We start from the raw sequence: 24,645 nt of genomic DNA, 5'->3' as shown, positions 1-24,645 counted from the left end.
AAAACTTTCTTATTTTTTAATAGTTTCCTAAAGGATTTAGTCACTTTTATTTAGATAAAATACTATCAAAAAAGTGATTTATTTATGCTTATATATCTCCATATTCCATTTTGCGATAGCTTATGCCACTATTGTGCTTTCAATTCTTACGTTGATAAATTTAATCTAAAACCCTCTTATATGAACGCGATTCAGACACATTTAAAAGATGAATTGGCACGTTTTGAGCCCAAACCCAAGAGCATCCGCTCCCTTTTCATCGGTGGAGGTACGCCCTCAACCATCACACCAAAATATTATGAAGGTTTCTTTGAACTGCTTCGTCCTTATCTTTGCGATGATGCTGAAATCACCACTGAGGCCAATCCCAACTCAGCGACCCTTCCCTGGCTTCAAGAGATGCGAGCCCTAGGGGTCAATCGTGTGAGTTTTGGCGTCCAGAGTTTTGATGATGAAAAATTAAAATTCTTAGGACGCAATCACAACAAAAATCTTGCAATCAAAGCAGTAAACCATGCCCACCAAGCGGGATTTGAGAATATTTCTATTGATTTAATTTATGGTACGAGTATGGACACCAGTGCGCTGTTGTCTCATGATTTAGATATCGCGTTTTCATTGCCCATCAACCACCTAAGCGCCTATTCCCTCACCATAGAAGAGGGAACTCCTTTTTTCCAAACACCGCAAGTAGCACACGATTGCCTTCCTCTTGCTACGACATTTGTTCAAGACATTATCAAAAGAGGTCTTCCCCAATATGAGATTTCCAACTTTGGCACGTATGAGAGTGTGCACAATAGAGGGTATTGGGAGCATGATGATTATATCGGGATTGGAGCGGGAGCTGTGGGGTATCATGATAAGCACAGATTTTATACCGAAAAAGGGATTGAAGCCTTTATCAAAAATCCCAAAAGCATCACAGAAGAACCGCTCAATAGTGAGGATATCCATGTAGAAAAAATCTTTTTGGGATTACGAAGCAAGGTGGGCATCGCCATGGAAGAGTTTCATCATGATGAATTACAATATGTCACCATCTTACTTGAGGAACATAAACTAAAAGCAGATCAAGGCAGGGTCTACAATCTAGATTATTTTCTTAGCGATGAATTGGCACTTTTTATCACACAATAGATACTATGACATTTTATGATAGAGATCTATAATCGTATCTTTTATCAAAGTATTAGGCGCTTCAGCGACACGATAATCCACAAATCCGAGCGCATCAGCAATCTCTTTGTATTCAATATCTAGCTCATATTTGGTTTCAGAATTATCAATCAAAAAAGCAATCGGATAGATAATCACGCGCTTTTTTTCTAAGGTTTTGAGTTTGTCATCCAAATAAGGTTTAATCCACTCCACCGGTCCAAGTCGGGATTGATACGCCAGGTGCGTTTTGTAAAATCGGATGCCATTATCATTCAGCGCTTTACGGGCCCAGTAAACATTACGCTTGATATGCACTTGATAAGGATCTCCTCGGTCAATCACGCGTTGGGGCAATCCGTGTGCTGAGAAGATGAGCTCAAAATCTTGAGGGTTATCATCACCCAAGCGCTCTTTAATCCGGTTGACAATGGTTTGATTGTAGTGGGCGTTATTGTAGTATTGATCAATAATCGAAAATTTCTCATCATCAATACCCAATGACTCAGCCGCTTCATAAAGATGATCAAGCGATGATAGCGTCGTCGTCGTAGAAAAATGTGGATAGAGAGGAATCACATAAAAGTGCTCATAATCTTCTATTTTAGAGAGAACATCATGTGCGTAAGGTGGGGTATATCTCATGATGTAAAACACATCCAAATCCAGCTCTTGTTGCAACGCTTCTACGAGATTCTTCGTATTTTGCACAATCGGTGAGACGCCCCCTAATTTTTCATAATTACGTGTCGCCTCTTCAAGACGACCCTTTACGATAAAATAAGCAATCATTTTTCTGATGAGAAATGGTGCGCCAATGATGGCTTTATCATGAAACATATTGTTTAAAAATAGTTTGACTTCAGAGAGGTTATTGGGACCTCCCATATTCAATAATAATATCGCTTTTTTCACGAGTATTCCTAAAATTTTATTATCTCGAAAACTTTAGTCTCTATTATACAATAGGTTTCTTATAACTCCGCCATTGAAATGTAGCTATTTTTCTTAAATTTACGATCGGTTTCTGGGAAATCAATACGAAAATGCGACCCTCTACTCTCTTCACGAGACAAGGCAGATTTCACCACAGCTTTGGCCACCAAAATCGCATTCATCAATTCCAACATATTTTTAATCGTAGTAGATTTCTCGCTACGGTTTTGTTCCAGTGAGGCTTCAATCTCCTCAAAGCGTTCTAGTGCTTTTTTCATGCCCACGCCCGTTCTAATAATCCCTAATTTCTTAAACAGAATATGTCCAATCTCATTTCGAAGTTCTACAGCATCGGTGTGCCCCGCCAATATTTTTAGATTTTCGACAAGTTGGATGTCTTTCATGATGTCATAATAATCCACACCGTTGAATTTTTTCACTTTATTGGCAAACTTAATCGCCTCATAAGCAGAAATTTTACCAAAAACAGCACCTTGAGACAGAGAGTTACCACCCAATCGATTGGCACCATTGACGCCATTATCGCCTGCTTCTCCGACGACAAAAAGCCCCTCAATATTGGTACGCCCTATGGCATCAGTTTCAACGCCACCCATGGTATAGTGGGCAATAGGACTAACGGGTATCAAATCTTTACTCGCATCGAGCTTTTTCAAAGCTTGCACTCTTTTTTTGATACCGATTAACTTCGTATCTAGTACCTCTTGGGGTACGTCTCGCAAATCCAAAAAGACTTTATTGCCTTTTTGCATCTCTTTAAAAATAGCACGGGTTACAAAATCGCGCGTATTGAGTTCATCTACAAAAGATTCGCCATTTTCATCAACCAATTTGCCGCCCTCTGCTCTTGCTGCCTCACTTAATAAAAAATTTGTCCCCTCCAACCCCGTAGGATGAAATTGTACAAATTCAAGATTAATAGCTCGAAGTCCGGCTCTGAGTCCCATCGCAATCGCATCGCCGGTGGCATCTCTGACATTGGAGGTGTAATTTTTATATAATGAAGCAAATCCACCACTTGCAAGTATGACACTTTTACCCTCACACACGACGACTTTTTGGGTCTCTTCATCAAAAAGTGTCACCCCGGAGATGATATTATTTTTACTAACGAGATTGATGGCCATATGATTTTTAATGACATCAATTTCGTATTTTTTTATCACACGATGCAATGCCTTCATGATAGCAGGACCGGTCTCATCAGCAGCATAAACCGTTCTTTTATATTTTGAGCCACCAAAAGGTCTTTGGGCAATTTTGCCGTTTTTTAATGTGCTAAATTCAACGCCATATCCAATCAAATCCCTAACCGCCGCAGGCGCTTGTTCACAAAAGATACGGATTGACTCTTCATTGCCAATGCCTACTGAACTTTTCAACGTCTCATTACTATGCTGAAATATATTATCTTTATCTCCCATATTGCCAAATGCCGCGTTGATCCCTCCTTTGGCCATAAACGAGTTATTCGCTGATGGAGACGATTTTGTAATCAGTACAACATTTGCGCCAAGCTCTTTTGCTTCTATGGCTGCTCGCATCCCTGCAATGCCACTTCCGATAACAACAACATCATATTTCATATTACACCTTAAGATATTAAATCAATATATTTATTTAATATATTTATAAGTAAGAATACCTTTTTATACCTTTTTATAAAATAAAACCCCCTAATTTCACTCTATTTTTTGATATAATATGCTCTCATGATACAGAAAGTATTTTAGCTTGAAAGACACGTGTGTGAAATCGCGCAGGAAATGAAGGAATGGCATTGAATAAAGAACAATTGCTCAAAGATACTTATCAAAACCTCGCGTTGTCACTTCTTGGTCTTGGTATTATTACTGTGACATTTTTTGTATTCTTTTACGGTCGCGTGGATGCTTCTAAACTCATCACTTGGTTTTTGATGAGTAGCCTTATCACACTCCTGCGCTATGTTTTATTTTATTCTTTTCATCATCATCATGCTTTGTGCACCAATGTATGTTGGAGTCGCCTTTTTACCTTGGGAGTCATTCTCTCAGGTGCCATCTGGGGAGCGGTTCCGATTTTGTTTTTTATCAATGAGAATTATCTCTATCAAATGCTTATCATGATGATTTTAAGCGGTATTAGTGCGGGGTCTTTAAGTACGCTGTCTCAAATACGCATTAATGTCAGCGCATTTTTAACTTTCCTCTTAGTGCCCCTTATTGTGGTGCTGTTGGAAGAAACTGAAGTGATGTACCATTATATTGCATTATTAGTCACACTCTATTTTATCATGTTGCAATACATGGCTCAAAAACTCAATCAAAATTATGTTAGTGCGGTCAATTCAATGCAATTGTATCAGAAGAAAAAAAATGAATTGACCCAATCTGAACAAAAATTTGAAACCATTTTTCAAAATGTTCCTATCGGATCGTTTTTATACGACAAAAATTTAATCATCCAAGATACAAACCAGGAATTTTTAAATTTTCTTGGGGCACCTCGGGAATTTATTATCGGTCTGGATATGAAACGTCTAGACAACAAAAAAGTGATATATGCTTTGCAATCAGCAATAGATGGACAACCCGGTGCCTACGAAGGTGCGTATAAAACAAAATATGCCAATAAAGATATTTGGGTCATCATCAATACCAATCCACTTTTTAATACCGAACATGAAGTCACCAATGCCGTTGCCATCGTAATGGATATTACAAAACGTGTCAAACAAGAAAAAAATATTGAATACCAAGCCAATCATGATACGCTCACCAATATTCCAAACAGAATGAATCTCTTGCGAAATACCAATAGAGAAATCATCCGATACAGACGACACGGTATCATCTGCGGCGTCATCTTTCTGGATATTGATCATTTTAAAAACATTAATGACTCCTTAGGACATAGCATCGGAGATGAACTGCTGATTCAAACGGCCAAGCGCTTACAAAGTGCCATTAGGGAAGATGACATGGTCGCACGTATTGGTGGAGATGAATTTGTCATCTTATTAAGCGATTTGTCACAAGAGCAAGAAAAAGCCATGATTAAAGCAGAATTGGTCGCACAAAAAATACATCAAGTATTTACAGATGCTTATCATATTCAAAGATTTCATCTGAATATTTCGTTGAGTATTGGAATCGCATTGATTACCCACAAAGAAGAGAGTACAGAGGATTTACTCAAACATGCAGATATCGCGATGTATCAAGCAAAAAATTCTGGTAGAAATACCACGCGTTTTTATGAATCTTATATGAAAGCAAAAGCAAAACGCTATCTTCAAATCGAGAATGAACTCCGAAATGCCATTGCTCATGATGAGCTTGAAATCCATTACCAACCCATCGTCTCTTTGGAATCTTCTTATATTATCGGAGCAGAGGCCTTGCTACGATGGAATAATAAAACACTAGGAAAAATCGCACCCGATGAATTTATTCCTATTGCTGAAGAGAGCGGTCTGATTTTGAGTTTAGGCGCATGGGTATTGCGCCAGGCAACCCGACAATTTAAAATCTGGCGTGAGACCTTTCAAGACACAGTACCATTAAAAAAGATTGCGATTAATGTGAGCGTTAATCAATTTAACAATCCACACTTTTTGACACAATTACGTACCATACTAGATGAAAACCAAATCGATCCTAACTGTCTCGAACTCGAACTCACTGAGTCGATTATCATCAAAAATATCAAACGCATTACCAAAAAAATGCAAACATTAAGAGCGATGGGTGTCAATCTTTCTATTGATGATTTTGGTACGGGATACTCCTCTTTGCTCTACATCAAAAAATTGCCCTTTACCACATTGAAAATCGATAAATCCTTTATTCAAGATATTCAAGATGATGCTGATGACAAAGAGTTGATTCATACCATACTCAACATCGCTAAAAATTTCAATCTTGAAACCATTGCTGAGGGTGTTGAGACAAAGGAACAATACCACTTTATAAAAGACCGAAAGGCAACATATCTCCAAGGTTATTATTGTGAAAAACCACTCTCAAAAGATGCTTTTGAAACGCTCTTGCGCACCACACAGGGGATTTGCAAAAAATTGGATTCATAACAATCACCTCAATTGCTAAAGCTTTATTTATTTTTGAGTAAATGTAGGATATAATTCCTCTTTTAAAAAACCGAAAGGCGGTATATACTATGTTTGGAATGGGTTTTAGCGAATTAATGATTATAGCGATCATCGCTATATTATTTTTAGGACCTGAAAAACTACCTGATGCGATGGTGCAAGTCGCCAAATTCTTTAAAACTTTCAAAAAAAGCATCAATGAGGCAAAATCATCAATCGAACAAGAAATGCACATACAAGAGTTAAAAGATGAAGCATTGGAATATAAGAAAAAACTTGATAGTGCCGCAACCAGCGCGAAAAAAGAACTCTCTTTTGATGAACTCGAAGAGATAAAAAGCAGCACCCAAGGACTCAATGAGACTTTTAAAGAGGTCAAAGAAGACATCGCAAAAACTAAAAGAGCCATACAAGACCCAATGGGCACGAATAGAACCGTCGAAAAGATTGAGAAAAGCGAAACAATAAAACAGCCAGAAAAGCTTGAAAAAACTGACAAAGAGGATGCCTAACAATGTTTGATGAATTAAAACCACATTTAGTCGAACTAAGAAAGCGACTGTTTATCTCTGTCGTTGTCATCTTTGTCATGTTCTTTGCTTGTTTTACTTTTTGGGAACCTATCCTCGCTTGGATGATTGCACCCCTTAATGGTGTCTTACCGGCTAATTCTCATGTTATTTTTACGAAAGTTCAAGAACCATTCTTTACCGCGATTAAAGTCTCTTTCTTTACCGGTATCATCCTATCTTTGCCAGTACTTTTTTGGCAATTTTGGCTCTTTGTAGCACCGGGACTTTATGAAGATGAAAAAAAACTTGTCCTGCCGTTTGTCCTCTCCGCAACCTTTATGTTTTTGGCTGGGTCTATTTTTTGCTATTATCTTGTCATCCCTCTTGGATTTAATTTTCTTATTAATTTTGGCTCCGAACTCTTTACGGCACTGCCGAGTATTGGAGAATATGTCGGATTTTTTACGAAACTTCTTGTCGGATTTGGAATCGCGTTTGAGTTGCCGGTTATCACCTTCTTTTTTGCAAAATTAGGACTTGTTGATGATGAATCACTCAAGGGATTTTTTAGATATGCGATTATTATCATTTTTGCAGTTTCTGCTCTATTAACCCCACCTGATGTCTTGACGCAGTTTTTAATGGCAGGTCCTTTGGTATTACTCTATGGACTCTCTATTATTGTGGCAAAAATTGTCAACCCTGCTCAAAAAGATGATGATGACGAAACCGAAGATGACGATGATGACGCAGAACCTACAATACAAACATTAGAAAAAAAAGACGCCGAGTAATGCATTGATTGATCCATTTTCAGTAGCGACTTATGACTATGATTTGCCCAGTGAGTTGATTGCCTTCAACCCACTGGCTGACAAAAAGAGTGCGAGAGTTTTGATTTATGAGCGTCAAAAAGATACTATTATTCATACGACTTTTCGAGATATTTTAGATTATATTCCTCAAGATACTGCTATTGTGATTAATGACACCAAAGTCGTCAAAGCTAGAATTTATGGTGAAAAATCCACCGGTGGCAAGGTCGAACTTCTTCTTAATGCCCCTTTACAAGAGAATCATTTTTCTGTTTATATCAAAGGTCGCGTCAAGCCGGGAAGCTGGCTAAGGTTTGACCATGGTCTCAAAGCATGTGTCATTGCCATGCATGATGATGGATTGAGAGTCGTAGAATTTTTTCTTGAAGAAGAAAAAATCAATGCCGCGCAACTCTTTGATGTCTTAGAACTCATAGGACACATCCCGCTTCCTCCTTATATCAAAAGAGAAGATACACAAGATGATTGCAGTGACTATCAGAGTGTTTTTGCCAAACACCGCGGTGCTGTCGCGGCACCAACGGCATCCCTACATTTTGATGATGAGATGTTTGAGATATTACAAAATCGCTTTGAAACCCAAAAAGTAACCTTACATGTGGGTGCGGGAACGTTTAAGCCAGTCACTTGTGAGGATATTCATGATCACAAAATGCATGAAGAGTACTTTGACATTAGCAATCAAACCTGTGAATTAATACGCTCTGATAAACCCATTTTAGCTATTGGTACTACGGTGACAAGAACCATCGAGTATTATGCAAGAGTAGGAGAAAAGAGTGGCTATTGTGATTTATTTCTACATCCACAAAACAAGCCCATACGTGTCAATCATCTTTTGACAAATTTCCATCTACCAAAATCAACCCTTTTGATGCTCGTTGCGTCATTTGTTGGCATTGAAAAAACGATGGCATTGTATGAAGAAGCAGTAAAAGAAAAGTATCGATTTTTCTCTTATGGCGATGCGATGTTAATCCTCTAAGGTTTTAAGCGAGTAAATCCAATACCGAGCCAATCATCTCATCTTGGGTCTTAATAGCCGAGACATTAGCTTGGAATCCATTCTTTATGACAATCTGGTCGGTTATCTCTTTGGCTAAATCTACACCATTGTCACCGTTGCTCGCATGGGCTGTGACGCTATCAGCACTGTTTTTTAGTGTCGTCTCAATCGCCTTATAATCTTGTGTATTAACATTGGCAATATTATTGGAATTATTTGAAAGCCAATCTTCATAAGTGCGCATTGAACTAAGATTTACTTGCATTATAACTCCTTTTTAATAGATAATTTTATATACTATACACTATTGAAATTTAAAATAGGATTAACAAATGAAAGTATATGGAATCAAAACATGTGGCAGTGTCAGAAAAGCTTTGAAGTTTTTCAAAGATCATGATATTGCCTATGAGTTGGTAGATTTTAAGAAAGAACCTGTTGGTCTTGATCATATCAATAAGTGGCTCAAACACGTACCACTTGAGCTACTGTTTAACAACAAAGGAACAAAATACCGAACGCTGAAGTTAAAAGAATTACATCTCGATGATGCACAAAAAATTCAGTGGTTAGCCGATGAAAATCTACTCATCAAACGTCCCGTTATAGAATTTGAAGATCAGGTTATTGTCGCCTTTGATGAGGAAAAATATCGAGATATCTTTCTAAGATAACCACCGCTCTAAAATAATCTTTGCCGCTAGAGAATCGATTTTACCATCTTTTCTCTGCTTGGTGATGCCTTTCATCATCTCTTGGGCTTCAAGACTGCTTCCGTATTCATCTTGAAAGGCTATCTTTTGATCAAAATCTAACAGTGAAACAAAATGGCGAATTCGACGCTGCATCTCCTGGGCACTACTGCCACTTTGGGGAAGGCCCACAACCAAAACATCCACATGCCACTCTTGCAAAAAATCATCAACATCCCGTGCGGCTTGTTGTCTATTTTTGCGCATGATGGCATCTTTTGGAAATACGATTTTCCCATCTAAACAAACGGCTACACCGATGCGTTTCAACCCCACATCGATACTGGCATAAATCATTTTAGCACCACCTTCATATTAGAAATTTCAATACGACCTTGTAACTCAAAATCATAGATTTCAGTGCCAAATTCTTCTAAAAAATCGTCTAAATCATCATGGGTTTGGCAAAATTTTGTCAAGGCATCGATATTTTCTTCTACCCTACCAAACTGATCTGCAAAGGCATCAATATCGTAGATAGCCGTGGCTTCATGTTTTTCTAAGAGTGAATTGGTACCCAAACTCTCATGCAATCGATGTGGAAAAACATAGATTTTCTTGCCTAATTTTTGTGCGATTTCAACACTACGCATTGAGCCACTGTTTAAATCTGCCTCTGCGACGACTAAAACGTCACCCAATGCAACAACCAAACGATTTCGTAATACAAAACTGTATCGTGTCGCCTTGGTATGGCGCTCATATTCACTCAGCACTAATGATTTCTGTGCCATATCCTGAATCAATGCCATATTAACTTTAGGATAAACAATATCAAGTGAATTGGCCATCACCGCAATCGTATTAGGAAAAGCAGATCGATGCGCCAAAGCATCCACACCCATCGCGGCACCACTCACCACACAAACGCCACGTTTGCTTAAGGCATGAGCCAATTTTTGACACATTTGCTTGGTATAAGAGATAGGATGTCTTGTCCCTACAATTGAGACTTTAGGCATAGTAAGTAAAGCGGTGTTTCCTTGGAAATAGAGCTTTTTGGGTTGATCTTTTAGGCTATTAAAAGCACTAGGAATAGGCTTAATTTCTTGCATCTAAATCTCATTGATATAGACTAATTGCACACCCTGTAGATACCCTTTTGCATGCTCTAATACTTGCAATGTATTTTTATGCGGATGACCTATCGCGATGGCATACCCTCTTTTTTTTGCCAAGAGTACTGCTTTTTTCAACTGTGCTATGATCGCCTTAGGATCAGAATTATTATCCAAAAAGATATCCCTTGATAAAAGACGCAAATGCAATTTTTTACTCACAACTTGAGCTTTTGTAGAGGCAATCGTGCGACTATCTACAAAATGCAACCCAAAACCATGCATCACACCAAGCAATTTCTCCATGGCCGCTTCATTGGAGGTAAATTTGCTACCGGTATGATTGTTATAGTAAGTTGTTCGAGGGAACTCTTTTTTTATTGTTTGAATTCTTTGATAAATCGTCTCCCTAGAATCACTCGCCAATAAAGTATGCGGTTCAGGATGGGCAAAATGCATTGCCTCTAAAGGGAGATGTACCATCGAAAATGAAAATTGCTGTGAGAGTTTTATCGTATTAGGATGCCCTTTGGTGGGAGGGAAAAACGACGGCGAGACTTTGAAAGGTATCTTTTTAATATTTTTCACCTCATGAGCAAAAGCCACGTCATCGATGATAATCGCTAACTTTGGTGCCCCCTTATAAGGCTCATCATGATGGGTTATAACGGGAGGTTTTTCTGGGACATCTTTTTTCTTATTGCTCTCATAATCTTGGATTTCTGAGAGTGATTTTGTCTCTTTTTCTATTTTTATTTTAGGGGTAGGTAGTGTTTTATCTAAGGGTGTGGCACTGACTTGTTTCGCAGGAATTGCTTCTGTTGTTTTATTTTTTTCTATCGCTTTGATTTCTGCTTTGACGCTTTTGTTTTCCACTTCTAGCATCTGTTTCATCTTGCGCATTAAATCGCGTGTTGCTTGGTCTTGCTTTTTAACCAACTGTGATGATTGGCTTCGTTGCGACGATTGATGTAAATATTGGTAGATACCAAATCCTAAAAATACAACAATAAAAACAAGGGCAGCATAAAATAATTGGTTTTTAAAATTTGCTGTTTTTTTAGAGCTTTTCTTTTTATTTCTTGGATGTTTTTTCTTCTTTTTTATCAAAAATAATCTTTATATTAAATTGGACATCGGGTGCGATAAGACCTTATCGACCCGATGTTAGGGGGTTAGTTTTTGTCTTTATCGATAATACGTTTTGCCGTAATCCATGGCATCATACTTCTTAGTTTATCACCTGTTTTTTCTATCAAACTGCGTCTTGCATTAGCACGCTCTGCATTCATTCTCGTATATCCTGCTCGTCTTTCTAAGATAAAATCTTTCGCAAATGTACCATCTTGAATCTCTTTCAAGATTTGTTTCATTGCTTTTTTTGATTCCTCTGTAATGACTTTTGGTCCACTAATATAATCCCCGTATTCTGCAGTATTTGAAATCGAATAACGCATATCAGCAATACCGCCTTGATACATCAAATCGACGATTAATTTCATTTCATGAAGACATTCAAAATAAGCCATTTCTGGTTCATATCCTGCTTCTGTCAATGTTTCAAATCCTGCTTTGACCAATGAGGTCATCCCGCCACAAAGAACCGCTTGTTCTCCGAAAAGATCGGTTTCTGTTTCGTCTTTGAATGTTGTCTCAATGATACCGGTTCTACCGCCACCAATACCGCAAGCATAACTCATCGCTAATTCTTTAGCCATACCACTTTCATTTTGTTCTACAGCGATAAGATCAGGGATACCACCACCATTAATAAATTCGCTTCTTACCGTGTGTCCTGGAGCTTTTGGTGCAATCATGATACAATCTACACCTTTTGGCGTTTTGATTTGTCCATAATGAATATTAAAACCATGTCCAAAAGCAATCGCATTGCCTTCTTGTAGATTGTCTTTAATCTCCTCTTCAAAGACATCTGCTTGAAACTCATCCGGTGTCAAAATCATGATAAGATCCGCAACTTTTGCCGCTTCTGCAACTGTTTTGACATCAAACCCTTTTGCTTCTGCTTTAGCCCATGAGCTTCCGCCTTTTCTCAGGCCGATAATCACTTCAACACCGCTATCTCTTAAATTTTCTGCATGCGCGTGTCCTTGAGAACCAAAACCTATGATTGCAACTTTTTTTGATTGAATAATACTTAAATCACAATCTTTATCATAATACACAGTAATTGCCATTTTACGAATCCTTTACTATTTTAATTTCGTCAATTTTACCGAAAAAAACTTTAATTCTGTGTAATAATCTCAAAGAGTGCGCCATCTTGCGTATTTTCAACTCTCAAAATTCCACCCATGTTTTTTTCTATGATGATTTTTGACATATACAATCCAACACCTGTTCCATAACTTTGCGATTTGGTTGTAAAATATGGCTCAAAAATTCTGTCCATAATCTCTTCTTTAATACCCCCGCCATTGTCTTGGATTTTAAGTGACGGGGCATCAAGTATGATTTCAATATAACCTTGTTCTATGGCATGGTCCAAAATCGCGCCACGAGCGTTGCTCAAGAGATTGAGAATCACTTGTTTAAATTCGTTGGCAAATCCTCGCACCTCAAAATCATCACCTCGAATCGTCACGAGGATATGGTTGTTTTTCAGATGGCTTGACTCTAATACAAGTACCTCATCAATAATTTTGGCAACACTAAAACACGTCACTTCTTTATCGATTTTAAAAAAGTTTCTAAAATCATCAATGGTTTTGTCCATAAACTCAATAATCTTTCTATTTTTGATTATAAAATTGTCGATAAAATGCTTATCAATCAAACCCTCATCGTAATCATCATCCAAATTCTGCACGTTAATATTGAGAGCATTTAAAGGTTGTCGCCACTGATGTGCGATAGACCCAATCATCTCGCCCATAGAAGCCAATTTGTTCTGTTCTTGAAGGACTTGAAGGTGTTTGGTGTTTTCTTCTAAAGCGCGAGCGATTTCTTCTTTGAGCGTCTCATTCATCTGTATGATTTTTTCTTCTTGCCGCTTCATATCACTGATATCTGTCATCCCGATAATCATATAAATTTTATTGTTAAAGCTCATCTTCCTGCATCGAAGGAGCACATAAAAAAATGTATGATTTTTTTTGAGAAACCGTATTTCTATTGGTTTTTCTTGTTGGGTTTCTATCATGTTTTCGACAATTTTAACGTCATTGGGATGCACAAACTTTAAGATATGCATCCTTAGCATTTCATGATGTTCAAACGCTGTGATATCAAACACTCTTTGATTGACATACTCGATTTTCATTTTGGGATCAAGTACAATAATACCACCAAATGCGGTTTCTGCTAATATTTTCAAATTTTTTAGTGCTTTTTTAAGTGATTGATTCTTTTTGGTCAAAGTGTAAAAAAGCAACAAAATGACCCCTAATATAATAAGAAATGCATAAATCCAAGAAGCGTACAAATCATAAAAAGAGGTGAGTGGATTCACCAACTTCGGATTGGTAACGCCTAAATCGTTAATATGAATATTATAGCGATGGAGATTTTTCACATTAAGATAAATACGATTGCCATCTTGCATCTCAAAACCGATATTTTGCATCTTGGTGCCAAGTAGATATTGAAAGATTTTTTTCGCAACCATAGTGCCTTGTACTTTACCATCGGTACAATCACCTGCTACAATATTCGTATGGGGAATATTGATATAAACATGGGTATGAACGAGCATGGGATTTTGGTACACTTGCGATAAAAGTTGTGCTGCTTTTTGATAAGGGAGGTGTTGGTGATTGTACTGAAAACTTGAAAACACCAATAATATCATGATAGATTCTGGTTCATAATGCTTGAGCTTTTTCAGTACATTTTCGATATTTTTCTCTTGAATATACACCAATTTGATTGCAGTTTCACCGTGTAACTGTTTTTGATATAACTGCATCTCTTCTGTCGATGTCTTCGAATCATCTGTCACCAAGTAAATCACTTTTAATCTCGGATTTATTTTTTTCGCTAGATTGAAGTTTTTTAAAGGATGTTTTTTTTCAAAAACACCGGCATATTCACGCGGATTTAATTGACTCGCCAAAGAGATGGTATTCACCCCAGAGAAGAAAACTTTTGCCTTTTTGAAGAGTTTTTTTTCTTTATAATATTCAACAAATTTCAATGCATTATCATCGGTAGTGACCACGATATCAAAAGGAATTTTTTCATATTTATTTTGTAAAAACCCTAAGATATTTTGCTCTCTTTTTGCCGTTAGTGGCAATACTTTTGTATCCATATACTCCGTGTAGATATGCAAATGGTTGAGATTTTTTTCATGCAGTTTTTCGATAATCGCGCTCGTTTGAGATTGTGTCCAGGCAAAAGTGGATTCATAAGAATTGAGAATAAGAATATTGAGCGCAAACATCGGTAGCACCGAAAAACAAAAAAGAATAAAAAATTTCATACACACTACTTTTTAGCTGTTACGCATTGATGTTCACTTGATTTCTACCTAATTGTTTGGCTTTAAACAAAGCATTATCAGCTCTACGCAATAAACTCTCTTTTGAATCTCCCGGTTGTAATTGGCTCAAGCCGATACTAATAGTCACCGGAATATTTTTCGTAAATTGAAGTTCCATCAAACCAATTCTCAACTTTTCACAGACAACAAAGGCATCTTCAATCGGTGTCTCACTTAAAATTAGTACAAATTCCTCTCCTCCCCATCGGGATAAAAAGTCCGTATTACGAATATTCTTTTGACAAAAATTGGCAAGCGTTTTGAGGACTTCATCCCCGACTAGATGTCCAAAAGTGTCATTAATCGCTTTAAAATGATCAATATCTAAAACAGCCAAACTGAGTGCTCGTTTGTATCTTAGCGCTCGTAAAAACTCTTGATGATAAAATTCATTGAATCGTACCCGACTAAAGACTTGAGTGAGTTCATCATGATTGGCTTTGTGTTCAGCGTCTATCTTTTCATGATAAATATTGGTAACATCCCACATCGTAACAAGGTACCATGTTTGTGCTTTGCCCACTTGAGTCACTTTGATATGGTAGTTTCGCATTCCCTCTTGTGTTAGTATGGCGACAATTTTATCAGGGTCTTTATCCAAAAGCGTATGATTTAAAAAATCTTCTTTGATACTCAGATGACTCGGTATCTCACTGCTGTCAAAAATATCCAAAAAGGTTCTAAATCGATCATGAAAAGCCTCTTTATCCTTGACTCCGAAGAGGTCAAAAAACCCAGGAGATGCAAAAGTCACTTGCGTTAAATCTGTGAGAATGAGAAGATTTGACGGATTATTGAGCATGTTTTGGATTGTCTCTTGATGTTGGCGTGTTTCTCTTTGCTGGATTAAATTCTCAGCGAGTTTGGAAAGTTTTTCTATGAGTTTATTCTTCTCCACAGGTTTTAGTATATAAGCACTAATCCGCAATTCAAGAGCCTCTAGTGTGTATTCAGACTCACTGTGTGCCGTCGTAAAGACGATAATTTGCTCAGGACGAAGGGAGAGAATTTCTTTGGACATTTCAATACCGCTACATTCAGGCATTCGAATATCAGTAATCACAATATCGGGCCAATATTGTTTATACAAGGCCAAGCCTTCAAAGCCATTGGAGGCACTGTATGTCTCTTTAAAATGTCGCTTAAGAGTACGGCAATAACCCTCTCTTATATCCGCTTCATCCTCAACATAAAGCACTGATAATTGTTGTAAATAAGCAGACAAAAATCCTCCTAAATACTTTTTGCTATAATATGAAATCAATCATAGCACTTTGCAATACCATTAGTCAAGCAATATGAAAATGAAACTCAAAATAAATCCATTTTAACACGCCCTATCTCGCAGGAATAAAGAAAATTTTTTAGCCAATTGTAATATACAAAATAGTAAAATAAAAAACTTCTTTATAAAAAGGTTGAATATATGGATAGTGGAATACTCAAAAAAATAAAAGCGTTGCCACCCCTTGATGACACCGTAATCATGATACAAAACATCTGCTCGGATACTAACAGTTCAATGCAAGATTTAGTTAAAGTGGTGCAAAGAGACCCGATGCTCACTGCTAATATACTCAAATCCGCCAATTCACCTTTATACGGTTTTAGCAAAGAAATCAATAGTATTTCACATGCTGTCTCACTTTTTGGTATGGCGACGATTCGAGGTTTTGCACTCTCAAGTGCCATCAAAGACAATATCAAAATCAATCTCAGCCCCTATTGTATTAGTAAAGAGAAATTTTTAGAGATTAGCACGATGCAGAGTGTTTTGATGTTTAAGTGGTATAATCGAGTAGATCGAAAAATGCTTGATGTATTGCAACCTGCCTCTTTTATGGTTGAAGTCGGCAAGCTCATCATCGCACATGAACTGATAGAGCAAAATGAAAGCGAAGGCTTCAAAAACAAAATACAAGCGCACTCTGATTTGCAAAGTTTGTCTCAAGTCGAAGAAGAGTTGACAAATTTCACCAATGAAGAAGTAACCGCAAAAATTTTTGAAAAATGGAATTTAGAAACCGAACTCATTGAAGCGATAGAGTTTTCTAATAATCCAAACTTAGCACACGAACATATACAAGCGTATGCAAAAGCCTTACACGTTGTCAAAACATCTGTGAATATTTTCGGTATTTTAGAGGAAGCACAAGTCGCAGAATCTTTAAAACTGTTAGAATCCTACCAATTAGAAGCTGATCCATTTGTCAATGCCATCGAGACGTTAAAAATTTGAAAGACTTTATTCTCAAACTAAACGACGGTATCCCAAGATCTGAGGTCACACAAGAGTTTCAGCCCATGATCAATAACTTGATTAAAGCAAAAGCGATTGATGAGCACAAAAACACATATTTTCTCAATCGAAAATTCAAACTCGGTACGGTAGATATCGTCACAAGTGGCATTAGATTTTTAAATGTAGCAGGAGAAAGTGGCAGAGATTTATTGATTGAAACTCGCGATCTCAACGGTGCTGCTAAAAGTGATTTTGTCCTCGCAAGACAACTTCACTCCAAAAATCGTTCCCGTATCAAAGCCAAAGTGGTCTTGATTATAGAGCGCGCGCACAATACAAGTATTATCTATACCAAAACACAAAACAACAGAATCGTCGGTATCAACATCAGCACTGCTTTGCCATGCGATATCACCGCCTCCCAAAAATCACTCAAATTGTTACCTGAACATACTGTCTTAAAAATCGATAATGCCACCAACAATATCATCGAAGTTCTCGGCTCGATGGATGACCCGAGTGTCGATGAAAAAATAGCATTAGGATTATATGAAAAAGAAGAATTTTTCTCAAAAGAGAGTGAAGAGGAAGCTTTGAGTCATGGTACTTATGTCGATAAAACACTCTATCCCAATCGTGTGGATTTGACACATCTGCCGTTTTGCACCATCGACCCTATCGATGCAAAAGATTTTGATGATGCCATCTACTTTGATCATGAAAACTTTATATTATACGTCGCCATTGCGGATGTGAGTGAGTATGTCTTTGAGATGGGACACATCGATAAAGAGGCTAAAAAACGTGGCTTTTCTATCTATTTTCCTCACAAATCTATCCCGATGTTACCCAGGGCACTTAGTGAAAATATCTGTTCTTTAAAACCCAATGTCGATCGGCTTGCCTATACTTTTAAAATTACGCTAGATAGAAAAACTCTCAACCCAATCAAAGAGGAACTTTTTGATGGGGTTATTAATTCTAAAAAACGCTATCATTATGACCAAATCGATCTTATTTTGCAAAACCAATACCCCAATCTCGATGCGATGGATCACAAAATACGCACATTTTTGATGCCACTACATGAGGTCACACAAAAACTCAAGAACAAACGTCTTCAAGAGGGATTTGATTTTGCATCGAGTGAAATAAGAATGGAATTAGATACCGAGCAAAACCTAATCGCTACCCGTGAAGAGGTTGAAACTCCTTCACATCAATTGATAGAAGACTGTATGCTCTTAGCCAACAAAGCAGCCTCCAAGAAAATTTCTTACGGGATTTTTAGAACCCATGATGACCCCTCATACGATAAATTACAAACGATGTTAGATGATTTGGCGATGATTGGTATCTCCGTGGATTTTTCAACAGACATTCCCAAGATGATTAAAGAGATTCAAGACAAAGCCTCACTCTTAGATATTAGGACCGAAGTAGACAAGCTCATCATACGCTCTCAAAAAAAAGCCAAATACGAGCCAGAAAACCGTGGACATTTTGGTCTAGGATTTAAATCTTACACCCATTTTACATCACCCATCAGACGCTACAGCGACTTGATTTTGCACCGTCTTTTGAAAGCAACCATGCATCATGAGAGTAAACGTTTTAATTATTTGCTCCAAGATATCACCACCACATGTGAAAAAATCAGTGAGTTAGAACGCCAAAGTGCTAAAGTGGCGTGGGATTATATGGATCGTAAATTTGCCAGATGGGCAGCAGAACATATTGGTGAAACCTATCAGGCTGTCGTCACGAGTGCTGAGCGCACTCCGATTGCAAAATTAGATGATGAAATCAAAGGGGCACGACTGTTTTTATTGGATTATAATGTGCAACTCTTTCAAAAGATACGTATCAGTATCACAGAGGTGGATATTCCCTCCGCTAGAATTTTCGCAAAGGTAGTCCAAACCGATGTATAAGAGAGAATTTGAAAACCTTCTGCACCAAAACACCTTACCAAAATCAATCCTCTTTTATGGAAGTTGTCTCTATCAAAATAATCTTTTTATGTCCAAAATGCTCTCGAAACTTGATGTCAGACCAGAAGAAAAATTACAACTTTATTATGATGAATACAATCTCACCGGAGCCAAAAATTTTCTCTCCCAAGCATCACTTTTTGGAGATCGCAATATCTTGATTATCAAAACCGATACCACCATCCCCAAAAAAGATTTGGATCAATTAGTCCAATTGTGTCATAAAAATGAAGGAAATTTTTTTATTTTTCAATTTTTTGGCGAAGATAAAAAAGCCAAAAATATGGAAAAATCATTTTCTCCCAAAGTCAGTGCTAATTTTGTCAGATTTTTTCGTCCCAATCAAGGGGAAGCATTGATGCTCTTAGACAATGCGGCCAAAGACAAAGCGATAAAAATCAGCAAATTTGCACTTGCCCATCTCTTTCAACTCGAAGATGAAGATATCGGACTGTGCATTAATGATCTTGATAAACTGGCTATTCTTGACAAAGAAATCGAAGTATCAGACATTGACAATGTGATTTATGGAGTCGGGACGGTCAGTATGGACAAATTTATCACGGAATTATTACAAAAAAAAGATATTTCCCATACCTATACAAAACTCATGGAATCAGGAAGCGCTGATGAAGTTCGCATCATCAATGCCATTCAAACGCAATTAGCGCAACTTTTTATGTTTCAAGCTTACATCAAAACGCATGGTAAATTTAATCCCAAGGAGATTTTAGGATATCCGCTGCCTCCTCAAATCGCCAATGAACGATCACGTCTTTGCATGATGATTGATCTCACAAGCTACAAAGCGATGCTTGATTTGCTGTTTGAGAGTGAACTCAAACTCAAAAAAATGCAAAATATCGATAAAAACGCACTACTTTTATCTACCTTAATAAAACTTCAAACTTTTTTGTAGTATAATCGCAACCTTGAACTATTTTGATAGTCAAAAATAAACCATCCTTACTCAGTTATGGGTGAAAACCAAAAGGAGAAACCATGCGACATTATGAGTTGCTAACCGTACTGAAACCGACTCTTACAGAAGAGGAACTTCAGGCAAAGATTAACTTCGTTAGAGAAGTTTTAGAAAAAAATGGTGCCCAAATTGCGGCATTACAAGATATGAAAGTAAGAAGATTAGCATATCCTATCGAAAAACACGATAGAGGATACTACAGTGTATTTTACTTCACAGCTCCTACTACAGCCATTATAGAAGTAGAGAGAATTATTCGTATTACAGAAGAATTCATCCGATTTATGAGTGTTAAATATGAAAACCAAAAAGAGCTTGCTTATTGGAATAAACAAGTTGCAAAGTTTACACCAAAAGCAGTTGAAGAACCAGCAGCTGAACCAGCAACAGAAGCGCCTGTCGCAACACCAGAGCAAGAAACAGTGAAAGAAACCGTAGAAGACTAAAAGACCTATAGGAGTCATATCATGTTTAACAAAGTCATATTAGTAGGAAACTTGACACGAGATCCAGAGCTTCGTTATATGCCAAGCGGTGGCGCTGTGTGCACCACGGGTATCGCGACTAATAGAAAGTTCAAAAAACAAGACGGAACACCAGGTGAAGAAGTCTGTTTTATCGATATCACTTTTTTTGGTAGAACCGCAGAGGTAGCAAACCAATATTTAAATCGTGGCAAAAAAATCCTCGTCGAAGGAAGATTAAAGCTCGATCAGTGGACCGATCAAAATGGTGGAAAAAGAAGCAAGCACTCTGTCGTCGTTGACAATATGCAAATGTTAGACTCAAGAGGCTCCAATGAGAGTGGCGATTATAAGCCAGAACAGTCACACTACAAAGATGAGCAAAAAAGTTATAGACAACCGGCTGCTCAAGTACACAACGGCAACGAGACACCTGTCATCGACATTGATGAAGATGAAATACCGTTCTAATATACAAGAATAAAAAGGATAAAAAATGGCAGAAAAAAGAAAATACGCAAGAAAATATTGTACTTATTGCGAAGCAAAAATAGAATTCATGGACTACAAAGATACAAAATTATTTAAACACTCTCTATCTGAGCGATACAAAATAATGCCACGTAGATTAACAGGAAACTGCAAAAGACATCAAGAAATGGTAGAACTTGCAATCAAAAGAGCACGTGCTGCTGCATTGATTCCATACGTTGTAAATACCAAAAAAGTAGTTGCTACTCCGTTTGATTTACTCAATCAATAACACACGACAAATATCATGATCTTGCAGCTTTTGTTGCAAGATCATGTGAAACAAGCACTTTAGATAAGCGCTTGTTTTAATACTTCTTCAATCCTAGAGACCGCGATAAATTCCATCTTTGATTTTACCTCTTCTGGTATATCTTCCAAATCCCTATCATAGTTTTTCTTTGGAATCAAAACTGTTTTTATCTTTGCTTTATACGCAGCTATAAGCTTTTCTTTGAGCCCACCAATCGGCAATACTTTTCCACTCAATGTCAATTCACCCGTCATCGCGACATCACTGCGTACTTTTTTCTCTGAGAGTATTGATGCAATCGCCGTCGCCATGGTAATACCGGCACTTGGACCATCTTTTGGCGTGGCTCCTTCTGGCACATGAATATGCAAATCAAAGCGTCGATACACATCACTTGGTGTAATTTTCGCGCTCTTACCCTCTTTGTCCACTGGAGGTTTTGGTATGATGGAGAGTGGAATCGCGAGTTTGTTATTATCTATCAGCACTTTTACCACACTCTGAGCAATCCGTGCGGATTCTTTCATGACATCACCCAATGAACCCGTGAGTTGCAAAGTACCTTTTCCTTGAATCTTGATGGCTTCGATACGCAAAACATCACCCCCCACACTCGTCCATGCGAGGCCATTGACTTGACCGATGAGATCTACTTTCTCTTTTTCCTCAATTTCAAATATCGTTTTTTCAAGATACTCTTCGATATTTTTATTGGTAATACTGATTTTCTTTATTTCAGGGTCAATCAAAAGTTGTTTGGCACATTTTCTCAATATCTCAGCCAATCTTCTTCTCAAGTTTCGCACACCAGATTCTCGGGTGTAGTTTTCTATAATCTTTTCCAACGTAGACTTTGAGATAAAAACTTCACTATTTTTGAGGCCATGTTTTTTGAGCTCTTGAGGAAGTAAATATTTTTTGGCTATTTGATATTTTTCTTGTGGCGTGTAAGAATTCAAAAAGATAAATTCCATACGATCTCGTAACGGCGTAGGAATAGAAGAGACATCATTAGCCGTAGCGATGAAAATCACCTTGCTCAAATCAATATTGAAATTCAGATAATAATCTCTAAATTTATTGTTTTGCTCAGGATCTAGTATCTCCAACAACACCGCTGTCGGGTCTCCACGATAACTTCGTGCCACTTTGTCGATTTCATCTAATACGACGACTGGATTCATCTCTTTTGCTTCAATAATCCCTTGGACAACGCGTCCTGGCATCGCACCAATATAGGTACGTCTATGACCTCTTAATTCATTGACATCTTCCAACCCACCTAATGCAATCCTGACAAGTTCACGCTTTAATGCCCTCGCAATAGAGTTTGCCAATGATGTTTTACCAACACCTGGAGGTCCTGCAAAACAGAGTATTGCCCCTTTTGCTTTTTTGTCTTTGATGCCACGTCGATCCAAGAGCTCCCGAACGGCGAAATACTCCTCAATTCTATCTTTTGGTTTTTTCAGTGAATAATGATCCTTGTCAAGTTGTGCTCTGACATCTAAAATATCCAATTTTTTGGAAGCCAATTTTTCAAATGGTATCTCAATAACCCAATCTAAATAGCTTTGTATCATACTCGCATCACTGGAGTCTGGGTGCATGCGTGAGAGTTTGTCAATCTGTTTGGAAATCTCTTTATAAGCATCCTCTTCCATATATTTTTTCTTGATTTCCAGCTTTCTTCGATACTCCGCAATCTCTTCGTCTCGCTGATTGTCTGTACCTAACTCTTTTTGAATCTGCTTGAGTTGTTCTTTTAAAAAGTACTCTTTGTTAATCTTGTCAATTTGAGAATGTGTTTTGGTCTTGATCTCTTTTTGCAATTTACTCGCTTCGATTTCTTCAGCCAAAAATTCCATCAATTTGAGCAGTTTGGTTTCATCATCTTCGATGATAAAAAGTTCGTAAGCTTGAGATTTTTTGAGGCGCATACTACTCGCAATCAAATCACAAACACGATGTACTTCATTGTTGTCATTGATTGTTTTCAAAAAATCCGGGGGAAAATAGTTACTCACTTTGGCTAAAGCATGGACTTTTTCTTTCAAAATCACCAATCCCGCTTCGCTGGTTTGTGAGTTGGATTCGTGTGTTTTTATCAAATCCACCACCCCTTGCAACGGTTTTGTTCCTATTTCCTCGACAATTTTTCCTTTTTGCATGCCTTGGAAGAGCACTTTAACGCGACCATCTGGTAATTCTACTTTTCTCATGATAGAGCCAATGACCCCGGCTTTGTAAATACTGCCAAAATCTCTGCCACCCTCTTCTTCGGGTAAGGCAGGGCAGACTATGATTGGGGTATTATTTTTTAATGAGAGATTTACTGCCTCAATATTATCTTCATCAGATAAAAAAATCGGAGAAATCATAAACGGATATAAAAATAAGTTGTCTTCAACTAAAATCGGTAAGGTTGAAGGAAATTGTAGATAATCATCTAAATGCATTCTATCTCCTAATATTATTGTATTGTAGTGTGTTGTGACCTAATGGGAACACCCTCATCACGCAAGATGTTCCACGAAGTCAATAGTTATTCAAAGAGTGATCGAAACCAAGAAACGTGCGGCTTAATCATCTTTGCATCCTTTAAAGGTGACTTTTGGATTTTTTCGTCGTAGATTTTTTTTGCTTTGGGTTTGTCAAGACGTCCATATAAACTGGCCGTTTCCTCTGTCAATTGAAAATTTGCCAATTCCAATTTTACCAACATCGTATCTACCATTGGTCGAAACTTTGAATTTGGATAGCGCTTGACAAATGCTTTGGTACTTTGAATGGTATCGAGCAACAATTGTTGATTTCTACCCGGTTGCAAAAAAGAGTCAAAATTAGCTTTCATTTTCAAAAATCTGGCATATTCTGTGTTTTTAGCATTACCAAATCTCTTGATGTACTCATCAAGATAGAAGTTCGCGAGGATGTACTCTTCTTCTTGCATGTGCGCATGGGCTAGCATCAACATACTTGTCGGTAACAAAGGGGATTCAACATGCTCACTTGACAACGATGTAAAGTAATCATCTGCTTTTTCCAAATCTTGATTTTTTACTTCTTTGATGATGGAATTGTACCAATAGAGTGCAGGCTTGTTATAAATAGCAACTTTTTCTTTTGTAGAGCACCCTGTCACGAACACAATCAACGTCACCAATAGTAAAATTTTATACATCTTCATATATATCTTCCTTATTCTATAAATAGGTTTGTATTGTATCTTTTTTTTAGTTATCAGAAAATTAAAGTTGATTTTTTTTTATTTTAACCGATTTATTTATTCAGTTTTGCTAT

23 protein-coding genes are annotated in these 24,645 nt (G+C 37.5%); 12 read left to right on the top strand and 11 right to left on the bottom strand.

All coding sequences use genetic code 11. The annotated features are described in order from the left end of the window. Positions 1 to 84 precede the first annotated feature (84 nt). On the top strand, positions 85 to 1,140 hold the full coding sequence (gene hemW / locus SFB89_RS05140; protein ID WP_331775877.1) for a radical SAM family heme chaperone HemW: 1,056 nt from the start codon (positions 85 to 87) through the stop codon (positions 1,138 to 1,140). Positions 1,141 to 1,143: 3 nt separating this feature from the next. Here the strand turns inward: hemW and hemH are convergent, their stop codons facing one another. Then, entirely contained in the window at positions 1,144 to 2,073 is a 930-nt protein-coding gene (gene hemH / locus SFB89_RS05135; protein WP_331775876.1) for a ferrochelatase, read from the bottom strand. 59 nt (positions 2,074 to 2,132) lie between these two features. Further along, positions 2,133 to 3,701, bottom strand: a complete 1,569-nt coding sequence (locus SFB89_RS05130) for an L-aspartate oxidase (RefSeq protein WP_331775875.1) — start codon at positions 3,699 to 3,701, stop codon at positions 2,133 to 2,135. 194 nt (positions 3,702 to 3,895) lie between these two features. Between SFB89_RS05130 and SFB89_RS05125 the strand changes: the two genes are divergently transcribed. The 4 genes from SFB89_RS05125 to queA all read left to right on the top strand — a co-directional run bounded on the left by SFB89_RS05125 (position 3,896) and on the right by queA (position 8,541). Further along, complete coding sequence (locus SFB89_RS05125; protein ID WP_331775874.1) at positions 3,896 to 6,187, top strand: EAL domain-containing protein; 2,292 nt, start codon at positions 3,896 to 3,898, stop codon at positions 6,185 to 6,187. Between the two features lie 89 nt (positions 6,188 to 6,276). Next, complete coding sequence (gene tatB / locus SFB89_RS05120; protein ID WP_331775873.1) at positions 6,277 to 6,720, top strand: Sec-independent protein translocase protein TatB; 444 nt, start codon at positions 6,277 to 6,279, stop codon at positions 6,718 to 6,720. A gap of 2 nt (positions 6,721 to 6,722) precedes the next feature. Then, the gene (gene tatC, locus SFB89_RS05115) at positions 6,723 to 7,514 is read left to right on the top strand and encodes a twin-arginine translocase subunit TatC (protein ID WP_331775872.1); all 792 of its coding nucleotides are present in this window, start codon (positions 6,723 to 6,725) and stop codon (positions 7,512 to 7,514) included. Positions 7,515 to 7,521: 7 nt separating this feature from the next. After that, entirely contained in the window at positions 7,522 to 8,541 is a 1,020-nt protein-coding gene (gene queA / locus SFB89_RS05110; RefSeq protein ID WP_331776055.1) for a tRNA preQ1(34) S-adenosylmethionine ribosyltransferase-isomerase QueA, read from the top strand. Between the two features lie 4 nt (positions 8,542 to 8,545). Here the strand turns inward: queA and SFB89_RS05105 are convergent, their stop codons facing one another. Beyond that, positions 8,546 to 8,827: a flagellar basal body rod C-terminal domain-containing protein gene (locus SFB89_RS05105; protein ID WP_331775871.1), complete on the bottom strand. Its 282-nt coding sequence runs from the start codon at positions 8,825 to 8,827 to the stop codon at positions 8,546 to 8,548. Between the two features lie 67 nt (positions 8,828 to 8,894). On the opposite strand from SFB89_RS05105, the gene SFB89_RS05100 reads away from it, so the two are divergent. Beyond that, complete coding sequence (locus SFB89_RS05100; protein ID WP_331775870.1) at positions 8,895 to 9,236, top strand: arsenate reductase family protein; 342 nt, start codon at positions 8,895 to 8,897, stop codon at positions 9,234 to 9,236. On the opposite strand, the gene ruvX is transcribed toward SFB89_RS05100, so the two are convergent. The 6 genes from ruvX to SFB89_RS05070 all read right to left on the bottom strand — a co-directional run bounded on the left by ruvX (position 9,228) and on the right by SFB89_RS05070 (position 16,101). Next, entirely contained in the window at positions 9,228 to 9,611 is a 384-nt protein-coding gene (ruvX, locus tag SFB89_RS05095; RefSeq protein ID WP_331775869.1) for a Holliday junction resolvase RuvX, read from the bottom strand. The genes SFB89_RS05100 and ruvX overlap by 9 nt on opposite strands. After that, on the bottom strand, positions 9,608 to 10,369 hold the full coding sequence (locus SFB89_RS05090; protein WP_331775868.1) for a DNA-processing protein DprA: 762 nt from the start codon (positions 10,367 to 10,369) through the stop codon (positions 9,608 to 9,610). The genes ruvX and SFB89_RS05090 overlap by 4 nt, the downstream gene beginning before the upstream one ends. Beyond that, the gene (locus tag SFB89_RS05085; RefSeq protein ID WP_331775867.1) at positions 10,370 to 11,482 is read right to left on the bottom strand and encodes a divergent polysaccharide deacetylase family protein; all 1,113 of its coding nucleotides are present in this window, start codon (positions 11,480 to 11,482) and stop codon (positions 10,370 to 10,372) included. It abuts the gene before it with no gap. Positions 11,483 to 11,547: 65 nt separating this feature from the next. Further along, entirely contained in the window at positions 11,548 to 12,570 is a 1,023-nt protein-coding gene (gene ilvC / locus SFB89_RS05080) for a ketol-acid reductoisomerase (RefSeq protein WP_331775866.1), read from the bottom strand. 50 nt (positions 12,571 to 12,620) lie between these two features. Next, positions 12,621 to 14,816, bottom strand: coding sequence for a PAS domain-containing sensor histidine kinase (locus SFB89_RS05075; protein WP_331775865.1), 2,196 nt, complete (start codon positions 14,814 to 14,816; stop codon positions 12,621 to 12,623). Between the two features lie 19 nt (positions 14,817 to 14,835). Then, positions 14,836 to 16,101 (bottom strand): GGDEF domain-containing response regulator, encoded by a 1,266-nt coding sequence (locus tag SFB89_RS05070; protein WP_331775864.1) that lies wholly within the window; start codon positions 16,099 to 16,101, stop codon positions 14,836 to 14,838. A 201-nt stretch (positions 16,102 to 16,302) separates the two neighbouring features. Here SFB89_RS05070 and SFB89_RS05065 point away from each other — a divergent pair, with 201 nt between their 5' ends. The 6 genes from SFB89_RS05065 (at position 16,303) to rpsR (ending at position 21,321) form a co-directional block, all read left to right on the top strand. Next, positions 16,303 to 17,115 (top strand): HDOD domain-containing protein, encoded by an 813-nt coding sequence (locus tag SFB89_RS05065; protein WP_331775863.1) that lies wholly within the window; start codon positions 16,303 to 16,305, stop codon positions 17,113 to 17,115. Then, entirely contained in the window at positions 17,112 to 19,052 is a 1,941-nt protein-coding gene (locus SFB89_RS05060) for a ribonuclease R family protein (protein WP_331775862.1), read from the top strand. Before SFB89_RS05065 ends, SFB89_RS05060 begins: the two co-directional genes overlap by 4 nt. Continuing rightward, complete coding sequence (gene holA, locus SFB89_RS05055; protein WP_331775861.1) at positions 19,045 to 20,031, top strand: DNA polymerase III subunit delta; 987 nt, start codon at positions 19,045 to 19,047, stop codon at positions 20,029 to 20,031. Before SFB89_RS05060 ends, holA begins: the two co-directional genes overlap by 8 nt. Before the next feature lie 83 nt (positions 20,032 to 20,114). Then, positions 20,115 to 20,540: a 30S ribosomal protein S6 gene (gene rpsF, locus SFB89_RS05050; protein WP_331775860.1), complete on the top strand. Its 426-nt coding sequence runs from the start codon at positions 20,115 to 20,117 to the stop codon at positions 20,538 to 20,540. 21 nt (positions 20,541 to 20,561) lie between these two features. Then, positions 20,562 to 21,029 carry a single-stranded DNA-binding protein gene (locus tag SFB89_RS05045; RefSeq protein WP_331775859.1) on the top strand — a complete coding sequence of 156 codons (468 nt, stop codon included), beginning with the start codon at positions 20,562 to 20,564 and terminating at the stop codon, positions 21,027 to 21,029. Between the two features lie 25 nt (positions 21,030 to 21,054). Continuing rightward, positions 21,055 to 21,321 carry a 30S ribosomal protein S18 gene (gene rpsR / locus SFB89_RS05040; protein WP_331775858.1) on the top strand — a complete coding sequence of 89 codons (267 nt, stop codon included), beginning with the start codon at positions 21,055 to 21,057 and terminating at the stop codon, positions 21,319 to 21,321. A 59-nt stretch (positions 21,322 to 21,380) separates the two neighbouring features. On the opposite strand, the gene lon is transcribed toward rpsR, so the two are convergent. Together lon and SFB89_RS05030 are read right to left on the bottom strand one after the other, a co-directional pair. Continuing rightward, on the bottom strand, positions 21,381 to 23,801 hold the full coding sequence (gene lon / locus SFB89_RS05035; RefSeq protein ID WP_331775857.1) for an endopeptidase La: 2,421 nt from the start codon (positions 23,799 to 23,801) through the stop codon (positions 21,381 to 21,383). Positions 23,802 to 23,887: 86 nt separating this feature from the next. Continuing rightward, the gene (locus SFB89_RS05030) at positions 23,888 to 24,532 is read right to left on the bottom strand and encodes an outer membrane protein assembly factor BamD (RefSeq protein WP_331775856.1); all 645 of its coding nucleotides are present in this window, start codon (positions 24,530 to 24,532) and stop codon (positions 23,888 to 23,890) included. Positions 24,533 to 24,645: the final 113 nt, after the last annotated feature.

Origin of the sequence: Sulfurospirillum sp. 1612 (assembly GCF_036556685.1) — a bacterium.
In the GTDB taxonomy this organism is placed as follows: Bacteria; Campylobacterota; Campylobacteria; order Campylobacterales; family Sulfurospirillaceae; genus JAADIZ01.
Note: the sequence above shows the minus strand (reverse complement) of the source record. Positions and strands in the feature narration are given on the sequence as shown.

What these genes read in the sequence shown, in the direction of transcription:
- hemW (WP_331775877.1), top strand. Translation starts at nt 85, where the DNA reads ATGCTTATATATCTCCATATTCCATTTTGCGATAGCTTATGCCACTAT.
- SFB89_RS05130 (WP_331775875.1), bottom strand. Translation starts at nt 3,701, where the DNA reads ATGAAATATGATGTTGTTGTTATCGGAAGTGGCATTGCAGGGATGCGA.
- tatB (WP_331775873.1), top strand. Translation starts at nt 6,277, where the DNA reads ATGTTTGGAATGGGTTTTAGCGAATTAATGATTATAGCGATCATCGCT.
- tatC (WP_331775872.1), top strand. Translation starts at nt 6,723, where the DNA reads ATGTTTGATGAATTAAAACCACATTTAGTCGAACTAAGAAAGCGACTG.
- SFB89_RS05105 (WP_331775871.1), bottom strand. Translation starts at nt 8,827, where the DNA reads ATGCAAGTAAATCTTAGTTCAATGCGCACTTATGAAGATTGGCTTTCA.
- SFB89_RS05100 (WP_331775870.1), top strand. Translation starts at nt 8,895, where the DNA reads ATGAAAGTATATGGAATCAAAACATGTGGCAGTGTCAGAAAAGCTTTG.
- ruvX (WP_331775869.1), bottom strand. Translation starts at nt 9,611, where the DNA reads ATGATTTATGCCAGTATCGATGTGGGGTTGAAACGCATCGGTGTAGCC.
- SFB89_RS05090 (WP_331775868.1), bottom strand. Translation starts at nt 10,369, where the DNA reads ATGCAAGAAATTAAGCCTATTCCTAGTGCTTTTAATAGCCTAAAAGAT.
- ilvC (WP_331775866.1), bottom strand. Translation starts at nt 12,570, where the DNA reads ATGGCAATTACTGTGTATTATGATAAAGATTGTGATTTAAGTATTATT.
- SFB89_RS05075 (WP_331775865.1), bottom strand. Translation starts at nt 14,816, where the DNA reads ATGAAATTTTTTATTCTTTTTTGTTTTTCGGTGCTACCGATGTTTGCG.
- SFB89_RS05065 (WP_331775863.1), top strand. Translation starts at nt 16,303, where the DNA reads ATGGATAGTGGAATACTCAAAAAAATAAAAGCGTTGCCACCCCTTGAT.
- holA (WP_331775861.1), top strand. Translation starts at nt 19,045, where the DNA reads ATGTATAAGAGAGAATTTGAAAACCTTCTGCACCAAAACACCTTACCA.
- rpsF (WP_331775860.1), top strand. Translation starts at nt 20,115, where the DNA reads ATGCGACATTATGAGTTGCTAACCGTACTGAAACCGACTCTTACAGAA.
- SFB89_RS05045 (WP_331775859.1), top strand. Translation starts at nt 20,562, where the DNA reads ATGTTTAACAAAGTCATATTAGTAGGAAACTTGACACGAGATCCAGAG.
- rpsR (WP_331775858.1), top strand. Translation starts at nt 21,055, where the DNA reads ATGGCAGAAAAAAGAAAATACGCAAGAAAATATTGTACTTATTGCGAA.
- lon (WP_331775857.1), bottom strand. Translation starts at nt 23,801, where the DNA reads ATGCATTTAGATGATTATCTACAATTTCCTTCAACCTTACCGATTTTA.
- SFB89_RS05030 (WP_331775856.1), bottom strand. Translation starts at nt 24,532, where the DNA reads ATGAAGATGTATAAAATTTTACTATTGGTGACGTTGATTGTGTTCGTG.